At 51.3% G+C, this 6,888-nt stretch carries 4 protein-coding genes; 2 read left to right on the forward strand and 2 right to left on the reverse strand.

Annotated features, from left to right (window positions below):
* Nucleotides 1-61 precede the first annotated feature (61 nt).
* Together EDD52_RS20770 and EDD52_RS20775 are read left to right on the forward strand one after the other, a co-directional pair.
* Nucleotides 62-1,672, forward strand: a complete 1,611-nt coding sequence (locus EDD52_RS20770) for an FAD-dependent oxidoreductase (protein ID WP_132248545.1) — start codon at nucleotides 62-64, stop codon at nucleotides 1,670-1,672.
* A 30-nt stretch (nucleotides 1,673-1,702) separates the two neighbouring features.
* Nucleotides 1,703-1,981, forward strand: a complete 279-nt coding sequence (locus EDD52_RS20775) for a GNAT family N-acetyltransferase (protein ID WP_132248546.1) — start codon at nucleotides 1,703-1,705, stop codon at nucleotides 1,979-1,981.
* Between the two features lie 512 nt (nucleotides 1,982-2,493).
* On the opposite strand, the gene EDD52_RS20780 is transcribed toward EDD52_RS20775, so the two are convergent.
* Together EDD52_RS20780 and EDD52_RS20785 are read right to left on the reverse strand one after the other, a co-directional pair.
* Complete coding sequence (locus EDD52_RS20780; RefSeq protein ID WP_132248547.1) at nucleotides 2,494-4,563, reverse strand: UvrD-helicase domain-containing protein; 2,070 nt, start codon at nucleotides 4,561-4,563, stop codon at nucleotides 2,494-2,496.
* The gene (locus EDD52_RS20785) at nucleotides 4,545-6,593 is read right to left on the reverse strand and encodes an ATP-dependent nuclease (RefSeq protein WP_132248548.1); all 2,049 of its coding nucleotides are present in this window, start codon (nucleotides 6,591-6,593) and stop codon (nucleotides 4,545-4,547) included. The genes EDD52_RS20780 and EDD52_RS20785 overlap by 19 nt, the downstream gene beginning before the upstream one ends.
* Nucleotides 6,594-6,888 lie beyond the last annotated feature (295 nt).

Raw genomic sequence — 6,888 nt, forward strand, 5'->3', positions numbered from 1 at the left:
CCGAAGCATCCGCGACGCGCCAAGAGACCCAACGAACGTACAGCGAAAAAGGACGCCGAGCATGGAAAGCTTTGCCAACGATCTTAGCCAGATGCAACGGACGCCCTTGCAAGCGGACCACGTCGAAGCCCTGCGCGAGGTTGGAAAGATACGGACTTATGACGCAGGCGACACGATCATTCGACCCGGTGATCCGTTGGAGGAACTGCTTTATATTGAAAGCGGGGAGATAGAAGTCGTGCATCCGATTACGCAGGATCGCACGATCGCGGCCACGATGGGACCATCGCAATTTACCGGTGAAATCGGGACGCTGTCCGGTGCAGTGTCAATGATCCAAATGCGAGCGTGCAAAGACTCCACGGTAATCGTTGTCAAGAACACCGACCTGACCAAGCTGATGTCCCGCATCCCAGAGATGAGCGATATAATTCTGACTGTATTTGCCGCCAGACGCCGCGGGAATGTCGAGCTTGGGCAAACCGAGCTAAAGTTGATTGGCGCGGATGTCGACAAGAGCATTCAGAAGGTCGCCATCTTTGCACAGCGCAACCGGATCGCGGCACAGCTGATTGATCTGGAGAGTGCCGAAGCCGACGCGGAACGTACAAGCTGCGATTTGCAAGGCTGTGGCCCTGCGGTGATATTCGGCGGTGAGGTGATTGACGATCCGACGCCGGAAAAGCTCGCCCGGACGTTGGGGCTTGAACTGATCATCGCGAACGACGAAGTGGTTGATGTTTTGATCGTCGGGGGTGGGCCAGCGGGCGTGGCCGCGGGGGTTTACGCCGGTGCCGAAGGGCTTTCCGCCATCGTGGCCGAAGATATCGCAATCGGTGGGCAAGCGGGAACGTCCAGCCGGATCGAAAACTACATGGGGTTTCCCACGGGCATCTCTGGTGTAGACCTTGTCTGGCGCGGCGAGGTTCAAGCGATGAAATTCGGCACCCGCTTTGCCATGCCATTGCGGATCGAGGCATTGGCCTGTCGCGACGACCGCTTCTATGCGACTTGTTCGAACGGACGGAAACTGTGCGCGCGCTCGATCGTCGTGGCAACCGGTGTTCAGTATCGCAAGCTGCCAATCCCGCGGCTGGAAGAATTCGAGGGGGTCGGTGTTTATTATGCGGCCACCGAGATGGAATCTCGGTTCTGTCGAAACTCCGAAGCCATCGTTGTAGGAGGCGGCAATTCGGCGGGGCAAGCGGCCATGTACCTGAGCCGCGCGGCGGCGCACGTGCATCTGCTGGTGCGCTCTGGAAGCCTTGCTGCGTCTATGTCGGACTATCTGTCCTCCCGTCTTGAGGCCGACCCAGGGATCACAATCCACTACCAAACCGAAATTGCCGATCTGCATGGCGAAGACAGGCTATCCGCCGTGACTGTAACTAACAAAGCCGACGGCACGCATCATCGCTATGAAAGCCGCGCGGTTTTCATCATGGCGGGGGCTGCGCCAAACACAGATTGGCTGGCCGGGCATGCCGCGCTGGACGACAAGGGCTTCGTTTTGACGGGTACCGAAAACGGGGGGCGGTCGCCATTCGAAACATCGACCCACGGCATCTTTGCAGTGGGCGACGTGCGGTCCGGCTCGGTCAAACGCGTGGCGTCATCGGTGGGCGAAGGGTCGGTTGTGATGAGTGCGGTCTGGAGTCATCTGAACCGATAAACCTCAGACCAGAATTTGAATGAGTTCCTCATGCAAGTAGATTTTGAAGACGGCGGGACAAGCGGGCGCTATACCATCCGCACCAAGGACGGCGAGGCCGTGTCGACGTTCTCCAAAGCTGGCGAGAAGATCATCATCATCGACCACACCGAAGTGGACGACGCCCTGCGTGGCCTCGGGTACGGAGAGGTGCTGATCGAACACATTGTCACTGACATGCGAGCACAAGGGAAAAAGATCGTGCCCCTATGCCCGTTCGCCGCTTCTCAGTTTCGTAAACACCCCGAATGGGCTGACGTGCTAAATTAAGTTTCTATAGCGTAGAGAAAGCTGAAACCTTTGGCGGACGCCTGACTTGCCGTGGCGAGTCTGACGTAGAAAAACAGCCAAGCCGCCTCTACTACGACTGTTTTTTCGGCCCTTAACGCGTTTCTGTCGGTTGATCACCCTGTGTTCGAAACCCTATTCGCACCGTTTACCTTCAGGCAAATTCCAATTGAAGCGGACAGAATTCGACTCACGGCTTTGGTACATCGAGAAACTGGACCGCCGCACTGAACGTCTCCTTTTTCAAGTTGTACAATTTAGTTTGCGTACGCAGCGAACTTCCGCAATCCGCCCTGGGAGACCACAACCGATGACGGCCCATTTCGGACATTCGTCGTCATCATAGACTTTGCCCCTGCGAGACGCCAGACCGGCCATTCGCCGCAATTACGAATAAAATAGCCTCGAAGTCCAATCTCCGATGATGTTGAACGCACGATCCTATAACGTCTGTATGCCAACCAATAACTGTAGAGGTGATTTCTGATGAACCACTAAAATTTTATAGTATCAGGAAAGAAGGACGCAAACTGATCAGCCTCATCCTGACTTTTCATCAGGCGAACACATACGAGATTCTTCTTTGTCCGTGAGCACGCAACATAGATAAGCTTCTTAGATGCGATTTCCCGCTTTGTCTCCGGAGTGCATTTCATAAAGCAGCTTGCGAAATCATACTCACTCGTCCAGCCATATTCATCGATAACGAGAAGAACATTCTCGATGCCAGTTCCTTTCGTTTTGTGCATCGTGGAAAACTCTCCTTCGCCGTCCTCATACTCGTAGAAGGACATTATCTCGCGCAGCGGGAGTTCTGCGGAAAACAATGAATTAAGAAAATTCTTCTGCTTCAAATCATTTAATCTGTCGTCGTACTCTTGCTCCAGAACCTCAACGCTGATGTGCTTCATATTAGTGGCGGCCACCTCTTTTGACATTTGGAGTTTGGTACGGTGGCCGCTCCGGTGAAGTTCTTCAAACTCGGCAAAGATAGGGTCATCTGCAAGCTTTGCCAAAAGCTCATTGCGCCGATCAACAAATGCCTTGTGGCTGTCTGAAACTCGTATTAGGCCACATTCGGCGGCATGCTCTATGGCCTCATATGCGGCGCGATCCTTCGACCCGGCCGAGTACAGCATTTTATCGAGCCTGGCCTTGTCTGCCACTGACGTAATAGAATAACCACGTTTGCGTAATTTCGCGATCAAACGGTTATATGAGCGCCTGTCGCCCGGCACACTTCTGTATAGAGCAAGCAAGTCAATCAGTTCGCCAAACTGCAACCTGTCAAGCGTCTTGCGCATGCGATCCCGTGGTTCGGAGTATCGATCGTCAAAGAACTGATATAGCCTTCCAAATCCGACGTCGTTCGCAATGGACTTATTCGTTAGTTTCAACTGAACGTAACCCGGATATACGGAGGCAGCTTTCTCAACCAATGCATCAAGCGCATTTCTGAATAATGCCGCATTTTCCTTCTGGTTTGCTGCCTTATCTCCCGTATCAATCTCCTCAGGAGCCAAGGCGTACACCAGCTTCACGCTGCCCTGGCGGCTCTCAAGGGGTTCAAGGGTTCCGTCATCAAGCGATTTCAATGCTACACCCTGCTTTAGACCGTCCGTCCGAAATTTATTGCTAAAATCTATAACCTGGGGAGAGCAGCGATAATTGTCCTCCTTCTCGACAAGAATAAGCTCTTTGGCATCGATATGTGGCTGAGCGCTTCCTATGCCGTCTGAATAGATGGCCTGTTCGGAGTCGCCGAACAGTCCTATGCTGGTCTTGGCGTCTCCCGGCAAACAGCGTAGAAGGACGCGAACGACATCTGCACTTGTGTCCTGATACTCATCGATAAAGATACAGTCGTACCGATCTGATACGATCCTGCCCAGCGTAGGGAAGCTTTCAAATATGTGGCAGGCCAACGCGATTAGGCCATCATGGCCGTATGACGGATCGTTGAAATTATCATAGGCAGTATCGTTGTAAAAAAACTCGTTCGGTTGTCTCGCCGCCAGCTTGTCGCGGATTGCCTCGTTGACCTCGCCGATCAACCCATTGAGCTCCTCAATGTATGTGTCGGGTTCCTTGTCGTATTCCCGCTTTCCGGTAACTTTCGCCGTATCTTCACCGAGTACCGTCCTGCGACGGCTTTCGATCCTGCCGTGCGCCTTCTTGAACCGGTCGTGTTCCTCCTTCTTCCTCACCTTTTCATCGCCGTTATAGTGGTCATCCCCAAGAGCAACAAACTCAGGTAATTCGAAGAGCTTTGGAAAAACCTGTTGGATGTTCTTCTTGAATGGCGAAATTGTCTCACCCAAGAACGAGTGAATTGTCGAAACCTTTATATTGTCCGCTACACGATCGGAAATTTCGTCTGCTGCCTTGTTCGTATGAGTGATACACGCAATACGAAGGCTTGGATTGACGCTCAGAACCTGTTGGACGACTCTTTTCAGGCTCTCTGTCTTTCCGCTTCCGGCTCCTCCTTGAAGAACGAAGTTCTCGCTACCGGAAACAAGCTCCGAGATCCGATCTACCGGCTTCAATTTTTGTGAATCCATTTCAAACCATCCATTATATACTTTGGCACACGCCAGCTTTCGCCCTCTACAAGCGCCAGATATAAAACCGATCCGGCAAAATCGGACTTCTTTCCGAGTATATCAGCTGTGAGAGAATAAAAGTCATTACCGCTGAATTTCTCCAGCTTGTCTCGGTTTTTCAAACCGGCCAACGTATCCTTTCGGGCCTTGACTTTATCCAGGTTGATCGAAATGAAAGCGTCTTCAAAACTCCTTGCGTGGTAACCGTCCTCTGCATGCTGGTAGGCAAGCTCAATCTGCCCTTCGCCCGAGGAGGCAGCTCCATCTACAAGCCGCTTGTGCCAGTCCGAGAAGTCCTTCTCTTCCGTAGGATCAGGCGCTGAGAGAAAGTGCTTCAGGGTTTCATTTGAGGTGTGGCTCGACTCTGCAACAGGCCATGCGAGATAGCTGGTCTTTCCCATCTTCTCGCTGATAACCGCTTTGGTTGTGTCGATATCGGTGATGACCAATGTGCGAACGCCGATGAATTCAAGGAACGGAGCAAACGCACGCGCGTTAGCGCCGACTTCAAGAACGGATATGTTCTGCGAAGACAGCCCGTTCTCCGTGGTTTCATCGACATTTTCCTTGTCATGCAACTCAATGAATAGGGGAAGCAGGATGCGTTCCGTGGTTCCCTCAATGAAGATCGCTTTGCTCGCAAAGAATAGCTCAGCAGAGTTGATTGTGAGGTATTGCTTGAGGAACTGAAAAAGCGCTGCTCCGTCCGCTCCAAGCTCTTCGTACTTGGCGCTCAGATCAGTGTGGAAATTCTTGATCGTGACAGGTTCCGCCGGGGACGGCCTTGAAAGATACCTGACGTCCTCAAATTTCGATTTTGAAACGATGTGGGACGAATGGGTTGTCAGCAAAGCTTGCAAATTTGGAACTTGCGAAATCAATCCTTGGATTTTGTCCGCGAAGACATACTGCATCTGCGGATGCGTGTGCGCTTCGGGTTCTTCGATAAGCAAGAGGTTAAGAGGCGCGTTTCGTCTGGTAAAGTCGTCACGACACAACTCAATTTGCAACAGAAGGTAGAGGATGTTCAGGTATCCGAGTCCGCTATAGTGCTCAGGAAGAAAGTTACCGGTTTCACCGTATATAACCTGTGATGATGTTTCGATGAGTGATTGCGATTGAATATTCGACACGACCTTCAAATCACCCAACTCCAAAAAGTCGCGTGAGCTTTTCAAAAATCCCCCAAAAACCTGCGTATACTGCTCTCCAAGCTGATCATCGATACTGGCAAGCATTGATCTGAGCTTTTCAATGCTTTCACCGCCTGCCCCACCGGTCGCAGCATCATTATCATCAGCGTCAGCCTCGATGTCACGCTTTCGAAAGAATTTTGTAGATATCGCCGACAGGGGCTTCGCGCCACGTCCGGCATCTTCGGAACTCGCAACATTTCTTCGCGCGTGAATGACCTGAAAATTCAATAGCGCCCGTATTTCGGATCGTTCTTTCTCTTCCAGTTGATCGCGGTGCGCCAGGTAGTATGGCGTTTGATCGGCGTGCCCGAAATCATCAAATGCATAAACTTTGATTTTCAGAAACTTTCCGCCGAGGTTGTTTTCAATGAACTTCTTTCGCTCTTTCGGGTCGCTCGGGAGAACACGAAGGAGTTTCGTTTTGTCTATGCAGCATTCGAAAAGGATGTTGGTATGTCGTCGCGTCGAATCAAGATCCAACATGAACTCGGAGAGTATCGCAAGGTCATCAGTCTCGTCGTAAGCTATACGCAGAACCAGCCTGATCGCGAGTTCCTCGACATTTGTCTCTTCATCAATACCGAGCAATTTCTCCCTTATCGATATGGGAAAGTCAGTGTATGTAAAATTATCGGGCTTTTCCAAAAACCGCTCCAGAAGGGAAGCAAAGGATGTTTTCCCTGTATTGTTTTTCCCTACAAGGATCGTTGTCTTTTCACTCATATCCAAGAAGCAATCCTGAAGGAGCCGAAAATTTTCAATTTTTATCTCTTCAATATGCATGTCGATCATACGCCTTATTACACGGACCGTTTATGGATCCAAATTTAGTCATTGAAATATCACGCGACACTCCAGCGCGCAAAGTGTTGTTGCAGCTCGAAGTCGATTTGCAGAGCAGTAAGGCAGTATTCTGCTTCCAGGTCGCTTGAATGTCGGTTTTCAATATCCTTGCGTAACTGGCTCGCACGAGCAACGAAAGACCGCTTCCCGCCCATTCTGTGGAAAAACAACGTGTTGCGGTCGCAGAAAGTAGTGCGCTGAACTGACCGCGAGCGCCTTTCTGATCAGGCTTTGCGCGTTTGCT

Origin of the sequence: Primorskyibacter sedentarius (assembly GCF_004342065.1) — a bacterium.
GTDB classification, from domain to species: domain Bacteria; phylum Pseudomonadota; class Alphaproteobacteria; order Rhodobacterales; family Rhodobacteraceae; genus Primorskyibacter; species Primorskyibacter sedentarius.